This window comes from Acinetobacter sp. AS5 (genome assembly GCF_048957595.1).
Lineage (GTDB): Bacteria > Pseudomonadota > Gammaproteobacteria > Pseudomonadales > Moraxellaceae > Acinetobacter.
In genome coordinates, this window is sequence record NZ_JARDAL010000016.1 from 20567 (window position 1) to 45657 (window position 25091).

Consider the following 25091-nt stretch of genomic DNA (forward strand, 5'->3'; position numbering starts at 1 on the left):
TTTTTCATTATCAGACTGATAATGAAAAAAACTTAAAAAAAGGGATGGTTTTAAGCCATCCCTTTTTTTTGTTTAAAACCCTTTTAGATAGTTTCTTTATATAAATTCTCTTATAATCTTTAGTATATACCGTTCAAAAGTAACCGATGGTGCTTTGATATTTTAATTAAAAGATGCTTATACATATTGCCATGGAGTTTATATGTCAACTAAAAAGAAATGGTTGGATCTGAGTAGCTTTGGCGCTCAACTTGTAGTAACCCCTAAAACTGATTTAAGAAACCAAGCAGCCATTATTAAGATTAAAGATGTTGAGCTTTTAGAGAAAAAGTTGAACACATCCTTAAACAGCTTCTTAACAGGTTTAAAACAGACTGGAAAGTTTGTTTATATCACCAATGAGCAAAATAACGACCTTAGTTTTATGTATAAGAGTTCGCAAGATAGTCTCTCTCTTGCTGACATAAAATCTGTTTTTCCTTACGACTCTAAAAATGACCTCATTGAAATGGATATGTCAGATATATATCTGCAAAGCCCAATGAGTAGTGCTGAAAAAAACCAGTGGCAATCCCTATTTGAACTCAATAATCAAAAGTCCGTTGTGCTTTACCAAGCAAAACAGCAAAAACCGTTTGCCCCAAATACAACCATTATGGGTGCGGTTAAACAATTCAATAAAGCAGATTTAGGCTGGAATAAGCTACCGACATTACTGCAGTCAGTAGATCCATTGCCGTTGGCTGATTTAGACAATTACGGGTACCAAGCAGATAAAACACTGACTCGTTATTATGTTGATAAAGAAGCAGCGCTAAATGCTGGACTCATAGAAGATACGATAGAGCCTATTGAACTAAGCAAACAGCTAGTGATTTCGGTTAATTCAGGCGGTGAAGTACTTGCCCTAAAAGATATTACGCAAATCCCTGAGCTGACCAATTATAAAATATCTTCACATCCAGCATGGCCAGCGTATAACAGCTTACCGAAGCAATTTATTGATATTCGAGAGCTGAATAAGGGGCTGAATACGAGCATTGATCCAATTGTGAATGCGCTCAGATCGGATGATCATGCCGTTAATCACCAAGGATTGATCAAGCTTCAAACCTTAGTCACGAAAATCAATGACTGTTTGTATTCATACGAAGAAAACAGCATTCCGTCAGCATTGGCACCATTTGGTATAGAAACAACTTCGTTACAGCTGGTGGACAATGATTGGAAAGTTTGGGAATACAACAACCAAACTTTAGATGTAGAAGAATTCGACCTTGCCGATAAGATTAAGGACCTGATTCAAAGCGTTCAAAATAATATTAATAATTTAAGAACATTTGATCCCTACTCTATTGGTGATAGCAGTTTTGATCGTGAATTAATTTATGAAAGTTTGGATGACATCGGTACAAGTTTAGAAAGCTTGGATCTCAATCAAATTAAGCAAACCATACCGCCTGAACCTAAGGTTCCAGTAAAACGTTTGTTCAATCGAATTGATCACTTTTTTAGACACACCAAGTTTAAGCCGAACATTCCAGAACCAGTCATTAAGGACTCTTTGACTAAACTCGCTTTAATGCGAAAAATTAAGCAAGAATACCTACAAAAAATTGCAAAGCTCAAAGAAGAACGTCAAGCCATTGTTGAAGCGAAAGCAACACATACCATCAGTGAGCGTATTGAAAAAGCGGTTGCGATTCAAGTCGCTGTTGCTACTGAAAATGCGTATGTTTTGGATCAGCAAGCCTATGACGATCAAGCTTATGAAATGGAATTGGCATTAAGTCAGTTAAACATTGCTTCTACGCGTCTGAACAATCTTTATGATAGTTTTTTTGATTCAGTGATAGACCGTGAAGAATACGGCACGGATCTTGATAACTTCCTACAAAGCGTTATCACCGATGATGAATTGCAAGATGAAATGCAACGTCTATTGGATGAAGCGAACGAGTTTGAAGCTACTCACACCTCAAATGACATTGACATTTATCATTTCAACGTTGATCTAGGTGAAGAACCGAACGGGCTTTGGAATGAAGCTGTTAACCAGTTTGATGTGGTTCATTATTATGATGAACAAGATCAAGAGTTATCTGCAGTCGAAAAGTTTGAATATTCTATTTTGGGATATTCACCATCTCAAGAATCTGCAATGCCAGATTTTAACGATATGGTGTTCTCGAATGCTGTATCAGTGCTGGATAACAGTATTGAGGACATGATTGCGACCAGTGCTGAAAATGTAGGTAAAAACTACTTTTCATTTCATCAGCAAATGCCTCGTATTCTTCAACAACTGCATAGTATTAATAGCCAATTTACGGCGCTTGGTGATGGTGATGCCCATAGCATTGCATCACAATATTTATCAGATGAAAGCTTAGAGCGATTCTATAACCTGTTAGAACAGGACGGTAACTACAAGGGTTTTAATAAGCGCATCGATGTGGCTCATGTGCTTTCTGAGCTGAGTAGCAATATTGGCAACAATCCTGACTCCCCTATCCTTAACCGATTACCTGATATTAGGTCGCAACTCAATCATGCGATAAATGAGGAATTACGTGTACGCACGAATCCTGGTAATGCACTGGCCAACGCGATTGTTTTTGCTGCGACCAATGAAGTTTTGTCTTTAAAAGAAACACTCGAAAAAGATGAAATCTATGTGGTAGACAGCTTTCAAAACTATCTGCCTAAGGTGATACATAAAGACCACTTCAACTCAAATACACAAGAACAGCTTTTTGCCTTAAATAAAAAGGTCGCGGTAAGTATGGCGTATAAGCGCTATCTACAAGACTTTTATCAAAATGCCGTGGGTGAAGAGTCTAAATCTGAGGCGGTTATTGCCATTATTAATAATGAGCACAAGCATATTTTGACGGCACTAGGTTATCTAACACCGACCTACAATGAAGTCACGGCACCAAAAGACTCGAAAATTGAAAATGTCGTCACGTTGACTGAAGAAGCGGTAAAAACCTACCTAGCTGAAGGTAACGCTTTGATGGTTGAGCCTGAAGTTAGCGCACGTTCTTTGGCGGTGTATAGCAGTACGATAGCATCTGATCAGAACTTCATTCGCTTACTACCGATGGATCTAGGTCAAAAGGTTAGTTCATTACAAAAGCAAAAAACCATTATGATTAATGGTGCTTCTTCGTTTGAACATATCCTGAGCTCTAATCCGATCAGCGAAAACAAGCTGACCTATGATGACCTTAAGAATGTAATTCTTAATCGTATTTTGACCAAGGAAGCGGTACCGAAATATGAAAAAGGCTTAAAGCTTGATATTGAAGTTAAGAATGTCTATGAGCATGCATCAAGTTTCTTGCCACTTGAAAAGACCGATGTTAACAGTGAAAATGACTTTGGCAATCTCTTTAAACATGGGCTTGTGCTTGAAGCATTACAATCGACTCCAGACTCACTCAAGAATGGATTCAACCTCAACCGTGATTTAATCAATTCTGCCCTACTGCAGTCATTTGAAAATCGTTCTATTGAAGAATGGACGGCACTAAAAAATAAATCCCTCGAGACAAAAACGGGATCTCTTTTAAGCATTATCACCAATCCTGAACGCATTAAAGAGTTTGAGTTTCCTGAGATAAATATTTATCTCACGGTTTCACCAGCTGATGAACAAAAGCACGGTGCGATTAACTTATATTTCAGCGGTGAACAGATTCCGTCTACCGATCGCTTAATCGTTAAATCAAGTCTGAATGACTTAGCTGCAGACGATAAGGCGCTGTTTAAAGCTTTGACGCTTAGCAATGATTCAGTTTTAAGTACGCAAGAGCAAATGCAGTACTTGATCGACTCATTAGAAAAACGCTATCAGATCTTCCAGTCGATCGAAAACCTACACCTTAAAGAAAAGGTATTGTTTAACCCTGAGTTGGACGATTACAAGGCATTAACTTTACGTGATGCCGATAATCAATACATCGATCCAACGGCGAAACAAGATCTAATCGATTTTGTGAAAAGCAATGATGTGATGACCAATGTTGATTTGATGAACGTCTTTACCGACTACATCAATCAAAAAGAAATGGATCAAGCGTTTGAAAACGGCTCCAAAATTATTGTGGCCAATGACGGTGCTGATTTAGTGATTTCTGTCATTGATAAAGACACACCAGTTTTACAGCATGATCAATTACGGGTTTTTGATAATGTTGAGCAGTTTGCTAAATTCAACGAGCGTGGTGGATTGTTTAAAGACTTCCAGTTAAACGGGATAAAAGCGCATCTTGTGGACCAAGTATTAAATGATCTTGGGTTACGTGAAAACATACTGCAGACAATCAAGGTGCCATTATCACCAAGTTTTGAAAATATTGATGTTAAAGGCCTTAATGAGATTGTGGCTGTTAATATTTCAACATTGGTCAATAAAATTGATTTTGCCTTTGGTGAAAAGCTACTTGAATCTAAAGACCGGTTCGATCTCGCGATTAAAGTTGCCGATGATCAAGCTCCGTTAAAACTGGCCATTGTGAATAATGCCGAACATCAGCAATTTGTTGATCAAGGCTATAAAATTCTTCCTACGCCAAAGCACCCGAACTCTAAGAACTTCTTAATTACTGATTTTGCAAAATCATTCAAAAAAGCAGAATTATTTAAGTCTCGCGATCAAGTATATAAACCTGAACATATGGTTCAAAGCGCACCTGTTGTAGAAGTTGCCCAAGAACCATTGGTTGAAGAACCGACCGTAACTGAGCCTGAAGTTCAAAAGCCTACTGAACCAGAAGTACAGGAAACAACGGTAGAAGTTGTAGAGCCGACTGAGCCAGTTGCTCCAGAACAAACATCACTGTTTGAGTCTGAGGGTAAGCCTGAAGCTGAAGCACCAAAAGAGCCAAAAACAACCAAACCGAAAGCCACTGAGCCACGTTCTGAAGTTGGACTTATTGAAGATACGGGTATGAAAATGCCTGGTGCGAAAAAGGATCTGTATGGTCCACGTTTATCGCTCAGTCAGATTCAAGATATGTCGCTTTTGCAAGTCAAAAACCTAATTACGCGTGACAAAATTTGGAAAAAGGAATCGGTTTTACAAGCAAAAGAAGCTGGTCGAGATATTTACATTCACTTGCTGACTGACGCTGTACGTAAGATGACGAATGATCAGCCACGTTATCCGCTTGAAAATGCCACTGAAGAACAGTTTAAAAAAGTAGGTGCTGGATACTATGACGCTGTTTTAAGTATGCGTGATGCATTAATGGAAGCAAAAACAGTTCGTGAATTTATTCCTAATGCATGTGATTTATACGTTCGTTTGAATGAAGACAAAGATCTGTTCACGGCGTTTAAATCATTAGATCGGTCATTATTTTCATTGGTAGAAAGCTATGCTGAATATGCTGCCACTGACATGATTATTAGTTCTGAATTGGCGAAAACCGATAGTAGTGAAGCACGTAAAACGCTCACTGAAGCACTTCATCATTTAAGGAAAGAGTTACCGCCAGTTAAAGGCACCTACTCTATCTATAAAAAAATACGTAGTGCGATTGATGCCAAACCGTTCCAAGACAAAGTAAAAGCGACTGTTACTTTTAGAAGTGGCAACATTATAGATTCGAGTACGCTATTTAGCAGATCTGATGCTGGTCTATCTGAACAGGTCATGGATCTGTTAACTGCTAAAAAAACCAAAGACGCAACTGCAGAGAATGATGATACTCAAGAAGTCTCGTTATCTGAAAAGAATGTATCGCACATTGTAGATGACACGGCGAGTACCTTAGATGCCCTATTCAAAGAGTATGCTAAGCCTCGTACTATGCGTAAGGCATTCAAGCTCAGTGATGTGGTTGTGACGGAAAACATTGCTTCACGTAATGGCCAAGATGTTACAGCACATACCTTGCAAGCGACCTTTGGATTTAAAGCCGTAGAGTTTGGCGAGTACTTGAACCAGAGCGATCGTCAAATCGCGTTAAATAACGCATATGACGGTTGTTTCGCTCTTGCTAAGGCACTTGATATAGATCCGAAATTTGTTGGCTTTAACGGTATGTTGGGTGTTGCTTTTGGTTCGCGTGGACGTTCCGCTGCGATGGCACATTATGAGCCATCTAACCGTGTGATTAACTTAACCAAGAATTCAGGTTTTGGCTCGTTTGGTCATGAATTTTTCCATGCCTATGACCATCTCATTTTTAGTGCGATGACACGCAATCAACCAAAAATGATGATGGAAAACGTACAGCCTTATCTAACTCGTTTTGCAGAATTGAATAACATTAAGTCTGAGAAGTATGCCAACATTAACCAAGATTTGTTGCAAGCTGCAGCCAAAGTAAATCAAGCGATGTATTACTTGCCAATGAAAAAGGATGACTCGATAGAAGTACTTCGCACGAATCTTGAGAATCAAGTCAAGTTTTATGAAACCAGCATCAAAACGATTTTGGATAAAACATTGGTAGATCAACCTGACATTGTTGCTTTGTTTACGCCAGATAGAGACAGCATAAAAGAGAAAATTAATACGTTTATTGCGGAACGTGGCAAGTTGCATACTGAACTATCTTCATTGATTAACTTCGCTAATCGTCATGAAGATCCTGAACTTTTCCAAAAGGACGCCATACAACATAGACGTTATATGCACGTTGCCCAAGGCTTGCATAAGTTCTTGTCTGAAAATGAGTATCCAATCCCACGGACTGAGCTCAACAAATATATCTCGCAATCTCGTTCTGAAATTGATCATGATCGTGTCTTTGCAGCGCAAGTACTTGGTGCAGCGAACAGTACAGTCTTTAGATCAGTTGTATTCCGTGATTATCGACAAATGTTGCGTAGTCAGTTTGCGATATGTGCACTCGACTTCATCAAAGAAAACAGCCCTAAACCATTGTCAGATGAACACTTAAAGTTAATTTCTTTAAGCTTACAGACGAACGATCGCTTAACATCAACTAATCAATCTCAGCTAAAAACTGATTTCTACAAAAATGCGATGGTATTAGAGGGCTTAACAAGTGCTAAGAAGCCGTATTGGACGACCGCACATGAAATGTTTGCCCGTAGTGGTGAGCAGTACTTACAAGTGACCTTAGCAGAAATGAACTTGCGTAATGATTGGCTTGTTTACCCATGTCCTGAAGGTGGTTCATCTTCTGTAACTCAACCGCATGGTATAGAAAAAGATGCAATCATGAAGGAGATTCGCGAATTTACGGTGAAAGGCCTGGACTATATTCAGGAAAATATTGCTGAACTGCGTTTTGCTGATCATCAGCAGTATGTCAGAAATGCAATGCACTTCTTCCAACCGGGTACAGATCAACATGAGAACCTAGTTAAATGGAATGAAGTCATTAATGAGATGTCACAAGCTGAATACGATGAATATTGGACTAAGCTCATGACCAACATTGAAGTACAAGCAGATCCAGAATTAAGCAAACAAAAGAATAGCGATCCTGAATTGGCACTATAAGCAATTTTGAGATCTTGGATGCTATCCCCTGTGGGTGGCATCTTTTTTTTATTTAAATCTTATAAATGGAATCAGGGGGCGCTATGGCAATAGCAATTCCAAAGCAATTTGCTGGTTTTGGTCTAGCAGTTGCAATTATATCTGTGGCTAATCATTTCGGATTGGTCGATCTCTTTGCTCAAAGTGCTACACGGGCAATATCGAAGCAAGCTCAATCAGTAGAGTCAGCCAATCCAGGCCAACCGAATGAACCTGAAAACGGTCTACAAATGGCAAAAGACTATGCTGAACATCAAAAAATGGTAGCCAATAGTGCAGCCATGCCATTTAAAAAAGAAGTGATTAATGTTTCCAGTATGGAAAACACACAACATTTTGGTCCTGTTTCAATGGAATCTCAAAATGTTGATACTGTGTTTATCATTCGAGATAAGGCCACTAAAAGGTTACGAGCCGTTGTTCAGGTACCCAAAAAGCAAACTGTCAATATATCTCTTCCAATTGGTCAATACACCATTCAATATGCCCAAAACAATTATATTAAGGATGCTCCATGGCAAGGCTTAAATAAGTTTTGGGGATACGGCACTACCTTTTTAGAAAGTAACCTTGAGCATAATGTTACCTTGGTCCAATATCCGAATAATAGTGGCTACTTTATTCGTGGTACTGGAATTATTGTAGGTGTAGAAGATGGCACCCAACCAGACGAACTCGCTAAAAACGAATTTGTTAAAATGTAACCATCAGCTTTAAGCAAGATGTCACCTATACGGTGGCATTTTTATTTATAAAAAAAGAAAGAATAGTGCACGGTTTTAGATGGTTTTATTAAAAATGATAGGTATTTAAACAGTGCTATTTACTCGGTATATACTATTTTAAAGAATAACGCCTAAACCCTCCCTCAAAGTTAATTTTTTAGTTTAATATAAGCACATATAAGTACTCGTAAGAGTCGTTTTAAAGTCTTGGATCATGCTATGTGACCAAGTAGGAGACTATAAAGTGAATGAAGTTAAATGGCCTAATTTAACTGGTCTTGGTGCGCGTCTTGTAGTATCGCCAGCCAACAATTTTCGCCCAAAAACGGCGATGCTTGTTGTTAATGAATTTGAGCAATTCAAAAAATCTATTGAACAAAACAGTTCTAAGCAATTTGAACAAGTGTTAATGGATGCCCATTTTTATGAAGTGCAAAATGATGATGGTATTCATGCGTACTACTATAAGAACCCGGCAAAGTCTGGTATCGATCTAAACGATCTTCAGAAGGTCTTTCCAGCGTTTACCAACGATATGAAAGTACCGACTAAGCAAGAAGATATTTATCTCACCAATCTACCGTTTAAGAAGAACATTCCGAACTGGAAAAGTTACTTCGCATCAGCGACCGAACGCCTTTCCGCTTTCCCTGAAGTGTATGTCAGTAAGCTAAACAATGGATCTAATATCCTTGATACGCTGAAAACCAGTCTTCAGGAATCGAACAAATCCTACTTGGCTCAATTTCAGTCTTCAAAAATTCCTTTTAATCGTCTTCAAGATTATGGCTATGAAAATATCTTCTCTAAAGTCTATCTAGATGAAGAATCGGCGATGGCCAGTGGCGAAAGTCTAGATAATCTAGCCAAAATTAAGTTGTCTCCATTTGCAGTACCCGTCAATTACGAAAAAGATGGTTCGTTACTGATTATTGATGACTTGCGCCATATTCCTGAAATCTTTGCTCATGATCCGTATGAAGCATTGGGGTTAAATGACAATATTAACCTGGTGCATTTTGCTCATGAATACGAGTCCACTTTTAATCAGCTGATTGAGCATGGCCGTGGCAACAGAATGTTTAACATGAGCTTTAAAGATGTTGATGCTTATGTACAAAAATTAGCTTCTGATCTTGTTGTGATAGACCGTGTGTTTAATCAACAGCAATTGCCGTATCCAAAGCTATTAGAATCAGCTAAACAAGGTATTCCAGCTTTTTATAAAGATGAACACGGCACATGGATGGCGTCTAAACAAGGTATTGAAACACGCCTTGTAGATAAGATGGTGTATGACGCTGCCATGCTTCGCCATGATGTCTTACAACAAATGGTACGCCAGATGCCAACAGGTAAAGTTTTCTTTGCCGATCTGAGCCAAGAGTTCTCTGAATTCTCTGTAAACATCGTTCCTAAGTTTAATGCGCTCTATGATCACCAATCTGCTGAAATCAAACAGCGTAAACTAGAAGAACAACTCAATGAATCAAATGTTAACGAGATCTTGAATGATCTTGATGTTAATTTTGAGGCAACTGAGAAGGCATCTATTACTGAGTCTGATCTACTCAACATTGCAAATGACCTCCCTACTCCAGAAATTGATGATGTTGCCGTACTTAAAGAGCTCTTAAAGTTTCCTGAAGAATTATTGGATGCAAGAGGCAATGACAAGGTGCGTGATTTCGCGCCGTCTATGCTTGAAATTAGACAGATCTTGGATGTCTATGTCATTCCTAAGGCTACCGAACAAGCTCAACAAATTGAGAAGCAATATAGTGATTATCTAAATCAGAAATATGCTGAAATTCAAGATGTCGTGCGCTCAGCTACACAAACAAAAAGCTTCAGCGTAGATGATATTCAAGCGATCTCTGACGAAATCGACACACACAATGTTGAGATCTCAAAACAGTACAATGAAGTTAAAAAAGTCTTATGGCAAAGTGAAACTTTGGTATCTGGCATTACGTCTGCAACAAATACCTTTTTGTTTAATAAAAACAGCTTCTACTACGCTAAAGATGAAAACGGCAAATTTGTAGGTTTTGAATCTGAAGTAGAAAGTAATCAACACAAAGCGGATCTGTTCAAATTACTATCTAAGCAATTCGACAATCAATTGGTTTCAATTAACACGCCTGAGCTTCAGGAATTTGTGAATAATGAAACTGCAGTTAATATGTTGATGTCACGCACGAACAATTATGTTGAGCAAAATATCAATGATTTTGTTGCTGGTGATTTTTCTGCGCCGTTAGAGCTAGAGCAAGATGCACAGCGTTTAGAGTTAAGCGATCTGTGCACGGCTGATCTTGCTAATAACGATAAATTAGCTTCAGCGTATTTTGAAGAGTTTACTCGGCTTCTTGATGAATCAAACTTTGATGAAGCATTTTTAAAACAATCTCTATCACAAACTAAAAGTGCGTCATTCTTAAAGAACGGTGTAAATGAGATTTTATTCCGTAATTTATTGGTGCCAAATGCAAGTGAAAACTTTAATCGTAAGACTAAATCTGATTCTGTTCCTGAGGATATTTTTGCTAAAACTTCATCACATACAGATGGGTTTAGTCTGGACCGTCAGTTCAATCGCTTTGTTGAAGTTCAAAGCTTCCAAAAGGCATTAACAGCCAAATATCCGCAACAAGACTGGTCATTTATCACAAAGGATGACCGTGGCGAAAACATCAAGTCGATTGCTGAAGATATGCAGTCTGACATCGAAGAAGACTGCAAAGATGCAAAGGATTTGTTGTCGAGTATCGAACGTCAGTTTTATTCTAAAAATTCGACCTTATTTGTCTCGAACATGGATCTCGCTGCAGATGAAATCTATGTTCAGATTAAACCAACGGGTGACATTGACGATTTAAAAGTTAAAACCGTTAAATCAAATGAATTTGATGAAAACAAACATTATTCATTGTCTACCGATGCCTACAAAGCAACAAATCAAGCGTATGCGAACATTGCCAAGTATTTTGTTGAGAAAACCCTATATCTAGAAGATGGCGATTATGACAAGGCACAAAAAATAGCTGCCTTAGTGATTGCTGGTGAAGATAAAGAGCTCAAACAAGAAACTAAGAAAGTCTTTGGTGTAGAGCTGACTGCAGATGACTTAAAGCAAGTCCAAAGCATGCAGTTAGAAGATGGTAAGCTCCAGTTAAACAAAACTGCCCTACCGAACCACAACTACAACAACATTCAGCTATTCAACTATCTGAACCTGATTGATATTAATCAGCGTACAGTTTTTGGCAAATTTGATGTTGAAGTACAAAAAGAATTTGAGGTGATTAAGGATCTTCTCAAACCTAATGTAGCTTTTCAGAATAACGTTAAATATTTTTCGCTATCAGCTGAAGAAGAGAACGTACAGTTCAATAGTGAATCTGAATACTTTAACACTCAGCTAGAAAATGCTGTAAAGCACTATGAAGATCACCACGGCGCAATCAAGATCCCTGATCATGATTTGTTTATCACCGTGTTTCAAAAGAATGATCTTCAGTATATACGCCTCTACAATCATAAAGACAAAAATGCGCCGTTTATTGGGCATTCAGTTTCCCTAGATGCCAATATGCATAAGGCTACTGGCTTTAATGATAGAGATGCGGTTAAAACGTCTGCGAATGCTTTGTTTAAGTTATCGACTTCACGCAACAGCATGACGTTTATGCCTCCAGCTAAGTTCACTTTTGAAAAATATTACGAGTCAGATCTCAACTTCTTCAAAGCTAAAGACAGTCAGCAAACTTTAATCAATAAAGTGTTTACGTCTTTACCAAACAAGATGTTCCAGTACATTTCTGATCATCCTTCTAATTTCAACTCTAAATTAGATTTCATCAGCAATCTTAATTCTGCAACATACGAAAAGTTTGAGGATCTTAGCTACGATAAAAAACCGAATGAAGTCACTGAGCTTCTGAGCAACATCTCTCCAGCGTACACCTATGTTATCGCTCATGTAGATGGCCAGACAGCAATCATGCCTAAAAACTTAACCAAAGTTTTTGATGTTCAGGCATTTGAAGAAGTTCATCCGTTTGATTTGGTGAACTCTAAACTTCAGAAAAGCGATCTTAAAGAACTTTTTAGCAATGGTATCAATGGTGAACCTGATCCATTCATTAATAAGCTCAAATTTAGTGTTGTATTAAACCGTGTAGGCAATCCAGAACTTGAGGATATTCAGCCTAGATTTATGTTAGAGCAGATCGCCGTGAATGAGGCGTTTGCAGAAAAATATAAAACCTTAACCGCTTTAAATGAAGTCAATGCCGTCATGCTTGAGCATGTCAAAGCATTACAAGATACGGTTAAACAGGCTTATGCTGAGCATTTTGTAGGTTCCAACCCTAAAGTTCACCAATACAAGTTGCTAAACAAATCATCTCAACAAGATGAAACACCGCAATTGTTTATGGTTGATACGGACTATGAGCCTCAATTGACTGCCGTGCTTCTTCGTATACCGTCTCATGACTATCAGTATCAATTGATTACTGGTTTTGATGATGTAGACCAGTTTAGTCACGAAATCTTAAATGCTATCGAATCTAAGGTTAATTTCGGTACCACTTTAGAGCAATTAGCACTTTCTAACTTGCCTGAAATTCAGATTAAACACAAAACTGACTTTGAGAATAAACAGTTAGCAAGTTTGCATTTCCAAACTTTGATTACGAATACGCTTGGTGCTCTATACGATCAAACTGCACACATAAAGCCGTATATCAAAACTGAAAATCACAAATTGTTTTTGGCCATCAAGCCATCGACCGACAATGAATATGCATCGGTTAAACTTTTTGGTGATAAAGGCGATATTCACGGTGATTACAAGTCTCTGTGCGTTTTTCCTGTTAAAAGTATGCGCTCAGTTGAAGATGTCTTACAACTTCAAAACCGTGTGTTTACTGACTTCACGTTTATCGATCAATTGGTACCAAAAGACAAATATGTGCCTGTTGATGTAAAGGTAGAGCCAAGTGACTCCCCGGCTACGTACTTAGGTGATGTAGGTGCCAAGTTTGGCGGTGCACATAAAGATCGCTACGGAGAATATATTTCATTGGAATATATTTCAGCGACATCAGCCGATCAAACAGCTACGGACTATCGAAAAGCAAAAATCGTTGCAAATAAAGAATTCCAAGCTTGGTACACCAATACGCCACTCGGTATTGATGACAAAATATTCGTAAAGGCAATGTATGACTACTGCCCAACTAAACCGTTATTCTCTAAAAATGCGTTGATGCTTGATAGCCAACGTGCGACAGAATTACGTGCGTATGTGGCTGTTGTTTCTAACATCAGAAATTTGATGGTAGATACTCAAGAAGAGTTGATTCATGCGGTAAGAAACAATAAAAGCTTATCTGCTGAAAGTCTTGGTATGACTGATCGCCAACGTAAAGACTATATCGGGCTTTATAGTAAAGGTACCAAGAACAACTACAAAAACTACTTCGAATTGCTTAGCAATTTGAATGAGTACTACATTATGCCAGAACATACAGGCGGTATCAGTGTTCAGCTTGAGAAAATCATCGAAAAAACGATTGATAAAGAACTCAGTGAGATTCTATCAACAGGTAAGATCTTTGATTTTTACGGTAAGTCGAAAGTCACTAAAGATGTGAGCGATGCGATCAGCAACATGCAACGCACTGGCTTATATTCAACTGTGCTTGAACCATACGTTCTGAAAAGTGCGATTGAAAGTGGTTTAGTTAAAGCTGAATCTGCACCTATTTATGTTAAAGATCCTGTTGCACCAGTTATAGAAGCAACGACTGAAGCTGTGAATACACCTAAAGCACCACGTTTGCCGTCATTTACCAGTGAAGTGAAAAAACTTGAAAATGGCTTTGTGACTGAAAAAGTCCAATCAAGCATTTACGGATTGTTAAATTACTCTCGTACTGGTCCTGATCATCGCCAAGGTGCCGATGTGGATTCATTCAAGCTTAAAGATGACTTTTCTATCCGTGGTGTTGAAGTAGGCAATAAAGTTAGTCCTGTGGCTCAACAGTTGGTTAATGCCGTGTATGACTCATTGGCTGACTTAAAACAACTCATGGGCTTTAAATCAAACAATGGTTTATTGAACTTGGGTGTTGCTTTGGCTTCACGCGGAATTAAAGGATCTGCAGCGCATTTTGAGCTGTCTAAGAACGTGGTTAACTTGACTCGTGATAGCGGATCTGGAAGTTTGGCTCATGAGTATGGCCATGCGCTAGATGCACACTTGGGGATGTTGGAAAAAGCGGAAGTATATAAAAATCACGCTCAAATGAATCGTTCTGTACTTCAGGACTATTATGAAGACATCCCTAATTTTGAGATACCAGGTGCACGACACTTCTTATCAAATATGTTGGATGCTGGATACTCCCCTGTTACTGAGTCCGGTCGTGCTTTTGAAAAGTTACATCGTGCGATGATGAATGAGCCAGTTCAGCCAATGAAAAATTACGGTCAAGTACTTCATGAGAATGCTGAGACTGCAATCAAGGCGTACCACATTGTTGCTGATTCAATGCATGATGAAGTGATTAAGAATAAAGAGAATTATCCTAATTCTACGCGCAAAACTTTAAACAACTTCTTTGACTGGCACCAAAAGCACTATGAAGATCTCATTCGCCGTCAGTTTGAGAAAATTGAAGAGTACTTGAAGAAGTATGAGCGTGAATATAAAGCTGATAAAAACCTATCTTTCTTCAGTACGGTTCAAGACAAGGTGGATGTCATTGTCTCTAAAATTAACACTGACATTAATGCTATAAGCTTTAAGTCGTTTGAGCGCTATCAGCAAAAACTTAATGATATGCGCCAGCCAGAACATCATTTACCTACAACCGGTTTGGAAGAAAAAATTACAGGTGTTGCGACTGCAGCGAATGTGGATTTAAAAACACTATCGCAAAACCTATCTGAATACTTGATAGAGTCATCTAAATACAAGTTCTATAACCTGGTAGAGAAGTACATGCCTGAGGGTGTTAAAAATCCTCATACTCAAATGCAAAACTTCTTTGATAAGTCGCAAGACGTAGAAGTAAGCGTAGGTGATATTCGTTTTAGTGACAATCTATCGCGTTATAAAAAGGATTGTTTAAATATCGACAGTGCTGAAAATCGTGCAACGCCGTATTACGCGACCAGTACCGAAATGTTTGCCCGTTATTTTGAGACTTATTTGTACTCTAAAGTTTCAAATGAAAATGAAATGAAAAACTCATTTTTAATTGACGGCTACCCTACCGTACAACCTAAAGGTTTAGAGTTTGAGATCTGCAGAAACTTGACTGAACAATTAGTCGAAACTTGTGTGAATGAAATATTTGATCAAGATCTGCAAAACGAAAATACCCAAAAAATTATTGCTGAAGTTTCGATTGAAAAAGAAAATGAAGCTGACCAATTAAGACTTGAGATGTGAGATAACTAAATGCAATACGAAAATATTCATGAAGCAAAAACGCCACTTAAAAGCATGATTACTCGTAGTCATGCCTATATTCGCCTGTTGGTAGAAAAAAGTATGGCTGATGGTATTAAGTTTAAATATCACAACGGTAGACGTTTAACTCAAATTGATGATCCTGAGCGTGTTGTTTCTCAAATCTTCCCTTATTTTTTCCGTTTAGTTTTCTTGGAAATATCAACTTATTACGGTCAAACATTTGATGGTCTTAAGTTTCATTCTAAGAAACGTGCAACAGGAACATTGCAATTAGAGGTCAGTATTCTTGAAGACAAAATACCGAACCAATTAGAGTTTTTCACCTTTATTAGTTACGTTTTTAACTATGGGTTTTTAAAAAATCAATTCCATGAAGACTTAACCCTTTTAACCAAAGCAACAAAGTTTGCCAGTTAAAAGTTAGATCCATTTTAAATCTTAGATTTAGGTATATACTAAAAATAATTTTTAAATATTTAAACTTTCAATGTGGCTTTATAATCAAATAAAGCCATATTGATTTAGAAACAAGTTAGATATTTCTGAATTAAAAGTGTGGCGAAAGTATCAGTTTTATAAGTCAAACAGTCTGCAGTCTTTTAAGTAACTGTTATAACGAAATAGTCATAACTGAGTCGCTGTACATTTGATGTGTATGCCCTTTTATTAATCCCATTGGAGATGATCGAATGCAAAAACCATTGCATGAAAATCTTGAAAACTTTCTGCCTTACTTGAAAAGTGAACTCGCTGCCAAAGGTATTTTAAGTGCGTCACTCAAAACCATCTTTTTGAACTACATTGATCAGATCACAAAAGAGAATAGATTCGTCACCCATACCAATACGACCGATCGACAAATTGTATATATAGAACGTGGCGATGATGCATTGATGTTGCGCTTTAAATATTTTTTAGAAAATAATGAGTACTTAGAAGTTGAGTTAATCATCACGGATACTCATGTAAAGTTGGTTTATGCTGAATCACCAGAATTACACTTGCTTTATGATGATGAAACACCAATTTGCTTAGATGCTGGCCAGTTAATCAAGTGTACCAATGACTATGGCACATCACTTGCTACTTTAATTAGCGCCCTATTCCAATGTTTACTCAGTGATGATCCACAAAAAAATATCCAAGACGTACTTAATCAAACTAATCTTTTTGACAAAGTTTCAGATGAAAATGCCGAATTAAACAAGGGTTCACATGATTTCGATAACCGACAAAATCAAGCAAATATCTGGGTTTTCTGATTCAGATTCAGAAGTTGTTAAGGATAGTGTTTTATCCTTATCTACTGCTTTGTGGATCATGAATATACTCATGTCCACAAATTTTGTTATTGGTTTAACCAAGAGAGATCAGAAGCTTTTTGATAATGCCAAAGAAACACTGATTACTGAAATGAAGCGGTTAAATTACAATCTTAGCGATTATAAAGTACTCCCTGTTTCAAAAAAGAATGAACCGCTTTTGCTTCAAATTAAACTTGAACAAAAATCAGATCGGATCATAGATTTAGTCAATGCCAATTTAAAGGATTTATCCAAAGACGAGTCCATGGTTATTGAAGTTCTTTATGCAAATTTAATGAATAGTAATAGTGGTGTTTGCATCACTATAAGCGATATTCATGATAAAACAGCGCTTCAAGTCAGTGAGATTCTTACTGACATTTCAAAAGAATTAAAGGTATCTACTTTATCCGATGTTCTTGATATTTATGCACGACCAATTGAACATAATAATGCCAAGGTGAGATTTACCCTGGTGAACCCATGGGCATTATCAACCGATAGAAAAAAGACTCTTTGCATTGCTGCACCCATATTCAATGAATACAACAGTCCATTTAAATTAATTGCACTTCTTCAAAATATCATTTATCTAATTAATCAGAAGTGTACTAAAGAGACGGACCTTCTATTCGATTCCATTAACCTACCAAAATTTCAAAATAGACTTTTTGGCCAAAGCTTTTTTTATATTAATTAGGACTAACCATGAAAAACCAAACACGCCCATTTACTGTAGTGTTGTTGGCTCCTATTGCAGAACAACCTATTCATGCTTTAGTTGCGCCATCAGGTGATTCAATTCTGTTATCACAAGATACGAAAGTCTCTACTCTCGCAAATTGTCCAGATATGATCGAATCTGAGTTCGGTACATATGATGAATTTCTTATCGAACATCGCGATCAATTTATGCTGTTTAACCAAGTCGCATCTGATTTAGATCCTGATCTAATTTTTCCTAAAGTGCATTCAGACCTACTTGAAGATAGCTTATGTATTATTCGTTCTATTTTCGCTTTTGAACGTTTCAAATTAGAAGAAGAACAAAAGAATGCTACTCGTAAAGAGCCTAAAGAAATTAATCAAGAATATTTAATGAAACGTGCGATAGACCAGGCAATGACTTTAGAGCAAGATGTTTCTGACCTTTCATCAAATGTAGAGCGCTTACAAAGCCCGATGTCTTAAACTCCATTAAATATATTTAAAATTAACTTTAAACCCTCTCTTAAAACTTATATGCTTATTAGTAATAGTTTAAGGGTGTGGTTTAAAGTATTTTTAAATGGATACAAATTTAGTTTTTTTCGATGACTTTAACGCTACTTCTAACACCTCTTCTGGTGAAAATCACCGTTCTTTAAATAACGTACTATTCTTCTTTCTCAACTATCATAAAGGTACGTTTTTAGCTGATACGATATTTTTTGATACCCACTATCAAACAATTGACAACCGTAATATTGTCGGGGTTTTGCCTGTTCTTTTTAGTATCTGCCAGATTGACCGTTCAGAAGGTCACACCGGGCAAATAGTCGATATTCAACAGGATCTAAATAACGTAGATGAAGATGATTATGAACCTGTAATTGATATAGATGATACGCAAACATTTAACTTGTTCTACCACTTCCTTAAACCATCCAATGATGCACCTGTAAAACCACACCTTAATCAACTAAAAGTATTACCAGACAACTTAATCGATTCGATTAAACACCATGAGCTTTTAAATTACATTCTTGCTCTCATTGAGAATAAGATCTGGACCGATTCTGATGTATTTAAGTATGAGTACAAAAATAGGTTTTTGTTTTGCGTTTTTATCTATTTGTCCAAGACCGTAGATCTAAGTTTTAATAGCTCTCACGATTCTTTCACGAGCTGGCTTGAACTGCGTAACCTATCTTGGTTTGGTGCTAATGAAGTTGATACCAGTAACTTTGCAACATTAGAGCTTTATATACATGCCCTATCCTACACGCTTAAACTGGCAAACCATATTGTAAAAGCAATCATCAATAATAATGTGACGCCGTTTAAAGTTGCACCGCAAGAAGAATTGTTTTACTTTTTTGCTGAACGTACAGACGCACGTTCTCCTAATGAAGAGACTACACCGCCGTATACGCCAGCGGAAGATGATGAAACTTTTTCCACTGAACTTTCTAGTGCTCCAGTACCAGCACCGTCAAATAAGGAAACACCAAAAGTAACCGATGCTTATTTATTGGTTGGTGCGGATCTTGAGGATTCTGAGTCCACAACATCAGAAAAGAATGTGATTACTCAAGACTTCAACTACCAAGCACGTTTAAATGAATTATATGAGCTGTCAAAATTCATCAAAGATGAAATTATAGATGCTCCAATCATTTCTATTAATCAAGCGTGGAATATAGTGCAAGATAAATGGAAGTTTTATCTCGATACTTTTTCAAGTAGCTACTTCAATATGAATGATTTTGAGAAGACGGCTATTCTTAAACAATTGAAATCACTCAAAGCCAGTATTTTTATGAACTGGTTTGATATTAAGTCGGGTGCTGGCCAGCAAGTATTTATTGATCTAGTGTCATACGACACGTTTAAGATTGAGTTTCTTTCTTCTGAAGCTAAGATTATCCAAACTTACATGAAGAACCGTATTAAAAATCAGATGTATTTTGAAACTACGGCGCCACAACCAAAGTTTTTGAGAAATCTAAACAACTTATTTAATGAACGTGTCGATACGCAAAAAATTAAAGACATTGAAAACCCTGAACTTTTGTTGAAGGTGAATGGCATTCTTGACGGTGTTACCAAAGATCTCATTGACAATATCAATCTGCATTTATCAAATGACATTTATCTTGTGAACTACTTTTCTAATGTAGATAAGGAACTGGAACCGCCCAAATATCACTTATTAGATATTTTGCTTCGTACTTCAGTGCTTAACCTTATCTATGTTTGTCCTACCGCATCACTCAATGCTACCAAGGATCTTCTAAATGCAATCACTGATCCTGAAATTGAGGTTTCAGCTTTTGACACATTCGACCGCAAACAATATCAAAATCAAATTGTAAAAGAACTCGCATGTTCATTCCGTCAGCGCATAGATCCATCTGAACTTTTGAAGCTAGATATTACGTAGATATAAAAAATGCCCATCATTCGGGCATTTTCTTTTTAATGGTTAGGCTTACCAAGGTCTAGGCTCTGGTGGGCGTGATGTGTATTCATTATCCATATTGTTTTCAGATTCATTGTCTTGGTCCAATTCTGGATCTGTTTGTTTGTAGCGGTTTTGGTAATCTTGCTGCTCAATTAAATCTTCTAGAGCCATTTCTTTAAAGTGACCAACAAGTAATGAACGTGTTTCTTCTTGGTATTCTGGTTCTTGCGCTAATTGACGTCCAATTTCATTCGGTAGTTTATTGTCGTAGATATATTTTAGGTTGGTTCGTTGTGTTTGTAGTGTAGGTTGTGGGTTAAACTCGTCAGTAAGGGAAACTACTTTAGCTTCACTAAAACTAGTGCCACAATTAAAAACGGCTCTGGTCGCGTCTTGAAGTATATCTTCTTCGTTCTGTATGTTTTCCATTTGGCTTAAACCCTTTATTAAAGTCAGAATCTTAAAATTAAGAGATGTATTAAGATACCCAATTATACTTCAATAAATTTTCAATTTGTACCTTTAACGCTTCTTGCTCTAATCTGTCTAAACCTATTGTTGCGATGTTCTCTAAAAACTTGTCTTTATACTCGTTGTAACTTTCTATATCGTCTTTTTTAATGGTTTTGTCTAGATTTAACGTAAGCATGAGGTTTAATACTTTTAATATTTTTAGGTTCTTCCGTTTTTTGAGAACTTCAATAGGATCTAATTCAAAAGTATTTATTTTATCTAGTTTTTCTTTATAAGTTATTGCCATTAAAGGATTTATGCTTTGGTTGAGTATGTAGGATAACTCTAAAACAGTTATATCTTTCCCCATATCTTTAGATACAGATTTCTTAATTTCCGACAGTAAAATTAAGTGAGATGTAAACTTTGCTTTATCCATAATAGTCTCTTGTATTTAAACTAAATCATTAAAACAATTAGCAAGTCATGTTTAAACTTTCTGTATATACCAATAACAGTTTTGTGGTACATTATTGCTAATTTAAAAACCATTGTTATTTGTAATAAAATGGTTTTAATGATTCTTTGGTTAAAAGGTATTAAGCCTTTTAGTTAAACGTCTAACTTGTAATTTATAACACTTTGCTTTTAGTCGTCTTAAGTAAGCGATGTATAAGAAGCATTAAGAAAAACGGTGAGTTAGCTATGAGTTTATTTTGTCAATCGACAAATCCGAATTGTGATGGCGACCAAGCCGTTACTCTTCTCTCATCTATCTTTGGACACGACTTCATCAATGCGTTTATCAATGCGTCTGGACCAGCCTCGACAGTACCATCATCAGGTTTACTCACTAATATATTATTAGGCGGTGTAGCTAGTGTGGCAATGTCGTTGGTTTTGGTTTTTGCGATCGGTATTGGTTTAACAGCACTTTTGAAAAGCGCCCAGGACGGTGAAGCTTTCGGGAAAGATTCAAAAGTCACTACGATGTTTTCCCGAATATTATATTCGATTATTTTACTTTTACCTACGGCGTCCGGCTACTGTTTCATTCAAGTAGTCGTGCTAGGTATGGTGCTATGGTCAAATAATGTATCCAATACAATTAATAATAGAACGTTAGGCGAATCCTTAATGGCTTCGGCTAGTTTGTCAGATACGCACGATCATCAGCGTGACATCTTTGGATTTAGGAAAAATGCGCCTGTTATGCTTCGCCAGTTGCATTGTATTAACGTTCTAAACCAAGAGTTTTATACTCTACCGCCAGCATTCGGGCGCTATTTTAGTGATGGTGCTTATGGGGCGAATGCTAATCCTGGTGTTAGCATGACTGCAGTAGAGAAAAAGCAAAACTACATTGATAAAACCGCTAAAACTGCAAGTAACTGGACATCTGTTACTTATAACTTCGCTTACGCTGACAGCCGTTTAGAAGTTGGGGGCAAAAAAGAGCCGATCTGTGGCGGTGCTTCAATGAACGTTGTTAATCCAGCTGCGGTTAATGCTGAGTTAATGGACATTCCTGTTTATAAACTTCGCCAATCAGATCAAAACAAGATCAACGTTGCTTTGGCAAATGTTCAAGCTAAGTTACAACAAGAAAAGAACAATCTATATCGTCAATTCTTTATCGATTTAGAAAAGTGGTATATCGCATATCAAGTAAGCCCTAATGCCACTGAACAGGAAGGAACATTCCCGATTAGTAAAGCTGCTATGGATGCTTTCAATGCGCTAGTTGATAATTATGTGAATAAGAGTCATACCGTAACGAATAATGTTCTGACTTCTGAAAATGGCTATACTGCGGTTCAAACTGTTGTTAATACGCTAAATCAGCGCGGTTGGATGATGACGCCTGAAGCTCGTATTAAAGTAGGTCAATATCGCGCTATTGTTGAGAAGTATATTACTGAACCTTTGTGGACGTTCAGCCCTCCTACACTGAATTCAGCAATCATGAGCAACTCAAAAGGTGAAGCAATTTATAACACCGTTTATGTTGCAATGGATAATGCTGTTGGTAGCATTACATCCAACAATAATTGGGTGGCAAACGGCGATATTGCCGACTCTACCAACTTAATATCAATGTCTACCGATGGTGGTGACTCAAACAAAGTATCCAACATCGATCAAAAGTTTTCGGCATATGGTTCTGCTTGGGCAACAAACATTACTAAATCATTGGTAATGGGTGTATTGGTCGGTGAAAAAGGCGATGCGGAATTATTAAATAATAATTCGTCAAGCTCAAATATCAGCCCTACTACATTGCACCGCAATACGGATGTTATCCGTAATATTCAAGATACTGGTGAAGCAATCTTAGTCTATAAAGCTGTGGCTCAAGGTACTGTTGTCGGCATGAAATTAGTCGTGCTTACTGCTCGTTCTGGTTCTGCTCTTGTTCAATGGGTACCAGGGCTTAAGGGCGTAACTGAAGAAGGCACCAACGCTTTAGAATATGCCGTTGAAAATATCTTTGCTCCTATCCTTGGTCAGCTAGTAACGTATTTGACGATTCTTGGTGTGTGGATGGCGGTTGTTATTCCATATATGCCAATGATCTTCTTTGGTCTAGCTTGTGTAGGTTGGATCATCCATATCCTATACGCTGTGTGTGGTTTGCCTTTATGGGCGCTAATGCACATGATCCCTGAGCGTACTTTTGTCGGTAGCCAAACACAAGGTTATGTCACGGTATTAACGTTGTTCATGCGACCAATATTTATCATTGTTGGTTTCTGGATGGCTGAAATTATTATCGGGCCAGCTCTTGTTACGCTTACTGATATGTTCTTTAGCTACCAAGGTGCAATGAGCATCGCTTATTCATCTAATACGTTTACAGTTATCTTTACTGAGCTGATTACGTTTATCTGGAAGTTCTTCTTATATCTATTCTTGATGACTTCAGCGATCTACCTGATTTACGGGTTGGTATTTAGTGTTGCTGACCAAGTACAACAATGGATTGGTTCTGGATTGAATGGCGGTCAGTGGGGTGAAACAAACTCAAAAGAAGCTATTCAAAAGTTTGGTGGCGCTGCAAGTACGTTGTCTGGTCCATCTCCAGCATCTCGCCGTCCTTTACCGCCTGGTAGACGTCCTGATGGTGGTAAGGGTGGTCCAAATAATCCGAAAGGTGGTGGTGGTGGCAATGGTGGTACAGGTGGTAATACATTAGGCGGTACTGGTAGTACGACTGCATATAGCCCTGTAAACATGCCAGCTAGATCCGCTTCTTTTGGCGCTGCAACTGGTGGTACAGGTGGTATTACTCCAAGTGGTGTCACTGGTGGTACGGGTGGTAGAACTGGTCTTGGTGCTAAACCAACATCACCTACCCCAAGCCAAGGTCAATCTACATTCGGTATGGGTGCTACAAGTGTAAGTGGTACAAATAATACGCCTACTACTGGTGGTGGTCTATATGGTGCAAATGCTTACGGAAAAACAGCTTCTACGTTTAATCGTGGTGTAGCTAAAGCATCAGCATCTAAGACTGGTTCTACTTTCGGTAGTGTGAATGTTGCAAGTGGTACTGGCTATACGTATGGTACTGGTTCGACTCCTAATGCACGTTTTGGTGCTAGTTCTAGTGCAACCAAGAAATCTAATATTTCTGGCCGTAGCACTATGACTAATCGTGTGCGTTCAGGTTTAAGTTCAACTCTGTCTAAGTTTAAAGGTAAACCTTAAAATCTAGACAATAAAAAATGGTGCTTTATAAGCACCATTTTTTTTATCAAAATATTCATAATTAAAAGTTGATTTTCTGAATGTTGTTTTTGTTTGTAGAGTTAAAAATAAATCTACGAACGCCGATATTAACAAGTTGCTGTTGATCTTTCTCTAGCTGACCAACTGCATGACTGTAAGCACGGTTCAAATTGTTATATGAACGGTTTTGCACAAGTAAGTCAAAGTTGTTGATACGCTCTTCTTCTAACTCAATTTGCTTGTTATTAAGCTCGATGTCTTTTGCTTTCATTTGGGCGCAAACATTGTTGTACTTGTTCGCCAGCTCATTGTGCTTGCTTGTAACGTCATCAATGTGTGCGTTCGCTTCAGCAACCAATTCGTTGTACTGATTTGTAATACCTTTGATTCTGTTTTCTAGCATTTCAATGTGAGCTAACAAGGCATTTTCATTCTTCATGTGTACTTTGTTTTGGATTAAAAAGTCTAATCCCATTGAAGCACGGTCAATCGCTTGGTCTAAAGTAGCGCTTAAAACGTGTGCGTGATTTAACATATTTAGATACCTCACTACTTTTATTAAATTAAAATATTAAAACCATGTAACCTTATTCTTAAACCTATCAATAAGATTAACACTATATGTATATACTATCTTAAAACAAAACCTAAAAACTTTTTTTAAAGTATAAAATAAGTATTTAATCGT

General features: G+C 37.5%; 12 protein-coding genes. 9 read left to right on the forward strand and 3 right to left on the reverse strand.

Annotated elements, in window-relative coordinates:
• Nucleotides 1–202 precede the first annotated feature (202 nt).
• The 8 genes from PV763_RS06645 (at nt 203) to PV763_RS06680 (ending at nt 20197) form a co-directional block, all read left to right on the forward strand.
• A complete protein-coding gene (locus PV763_RS06645; protein WP_420937529.1) occupies nt 203–7489 on the forward strand; it encodes an LPD1 domain-containing protein in 7287 nt (2428 codons plus the stop codon).
• A gap of 83 nt (nt 7490–7572) precedes the next feature.
• A complete protein-coding gene (locus PV763_RS06650; protein WP_005028677.1) occupies nt 7573–8232 on the forward strand; it encodes a hypothetical protein in 660 nt (219 codons plus the stop codon).
• Between the two features lie 265 nt (nt 8233–8497).
• Complete coding sequence (locus tag PV763_RS06655; protein ID WP_420937530.1) at nt 8498–15724, forward strand: LPD1 domain-containing protein; 7227 nt, start codon at nt 8498–8500, stop codon at nt 15722–15724.
• A 9-nt stretch (nt 15725–15733) separates the two neighbouring features.
• Nucleotides 15734–16165, forward strand: a complete 432-nt coding sequence (locus PV763_RS06660; RefSeq protein ID WP_005005806.1) for a hypothetical protein — start codon at nt 15734–15736, stop codon at nt 16163–16165.
• A gap of 272 nt (nt 16166–16437) precedes the next feature.
• On the forward strand, nt 16438–17010 hold the full coding sequence (locus PV763_RS06665) for a hypothetical protein (protein WP_077170154.1): 573 nt from the start codon (nt 16438–16440) through the stop codon (nt 17008–17010).
• Entirely contained in the window at nt 16964–17752 is a 789-nt protein-coding gene (locus PV763_RS06670) for a hypothetical protein (RefSeq protein WP_077170153.1), read from the forward strand. The genes PV763_RS06665 and PV763_RS06670 overlap by 47 nt, the downstream gene beginning before the upstream one ends.
• An 8-nt stretch (nt 17753–17760) precedes the next feature.
• A complete protein-coding gene (locus tag PV763_RS06675; RefSeq protein WP_005028671.1) occupies nt 17761–18243 on the forward strand; it encodes a hypothetical protein in 483 nt (160 codons plus the stop codon).
• Between the two features lie 97 nt (nt 18244–18340).
• Nucleotides 18341–20197 carry a hypothetical protein gene (locus PV763_RS06680; protein ID WP_077170152.1) on the forward strand — a complete coding sequence of 619 codons (1857 nt, stop codon included), beginning with the start codon at nt 18341–18343 and terminating at the stop codon, nt 20195–20197.
• Nucleotides 20198–20245: 48 nt separating this feature from the next.
• On the opposite strand, the gene PV763_RS06685 is transcribed toward PV763_RS06680, so the two are convergent.
• Complete coding sequence (locus PV763_RS06685; protein ID WP_005028669.1) at nt 20246–20647, reverse strand: hypothetical protein; 402 nt, start codon at nt 20645–20647, stop codon at nt 20246–20248.
• A 49-nt stretch (nt 20648–20696) separates the two neighbouring features.
• Nucleotides 20697–21110: a hypothetical protein gene (locus PV763_RS06690; RefSeq protein WP_005028668.1), complete on the reverse strand. Its 414-nt coding sequence runs from the start codon at nt 21108–21110 to the stop codon at nt 20697–20699.
• A gap of 266 nt (nt 21111–21376) precedes the next feature.
• Here PV763_RS06690 and PV763_RS06695 point away from each other — a divergent pair, with 266 nt between their 5' ends.
• The gene (locus PV763_RS06695) at nt 21377–24382 is read left to right on the forward strand and encodes a DotA/TraY family protein (protein WP_420937531.1); all 3006 of its coding nucleotides are present in this window, start codon (nt 21377–21379) and stop codon (nt 24380–24382) included.
• 61 nt (nt 24383–24443) lie between these two features.
• On the opposite strand, the gene PV763_RS06700 is transcribed toward PV763_RS06695, so the two are convergent.
• On the reverse strand, nt 24444–24938 hold the full coding sequence (locus tag PV763_RS06700; protein WP_098733064.1) for a hypothetical protein: 495 nt from the start codon (nt 24936–24938) through the stop codon (nt 24444–24446).
• Nucleotides 24939–25091: the final 153 nt, after the last annotated feature.